Here is a 396-nt window from a genome sequence, read left to right as displayed (position 1 = left end):
CCACCGGAGTCGGTGGCACCGGCGGCGACGGCGGTGTCGGCGGCGCGGCCGGCGCGGGTGGTGGCGGCGGCAACGCGGGCACCGGCGGAACCGGCGGCACCACTGGCACCACCGGAAAGGCCGGCACCGGCGGCACCGGCGGTGTGGGTGGCGCCGGCGGTGGTGGCGGCGCAGGCACGGATGCCGCAGCAGGCAGCGGCGCCACCGGCGGGACCGGGTTTGCCGGCGGCGCCGGCGGACAAGGCGGCCAAGGCGGCGACTCCGGTGCGGGCGGCACCAACGGCTCCGGCGGCGCCGGCGGGGTCGGTGGCAAGGGCGGCAGTGGCGGCGCCGGCGGTTCGGGTGCCGACAGCACCACCGGAGTCGGTGGCACCGGCGGCGACGGCGGTGTCGGCG

Annotated in this window: 1 protein-coding gene; it reads left to right on the top strand. The window is 81.3% G+C overall.

The window, feature by feature from the left end:
• Positions 1–396 (top strand): hypothetical protein (locus BST12_RS35190; RefSeq protein WP_211281433.1); only part of this gene is annotated, 396 nt, incomplete at both ends.

This window comes from Mycobacterium angelicum (assembly GCF_002086155.1).
Lineage (GTDB): Bacteria > Actinomycetota > Actinomycetes > Mycobacteriales > Mycobacteriaceae > Mycobacterium > Mycobacterium angelicum.
The sequence above is the reverse complement of the archived record's forward strand: the minus strand, read 5'-3'. Positions and strand labels throughout refer to the sequence as shown.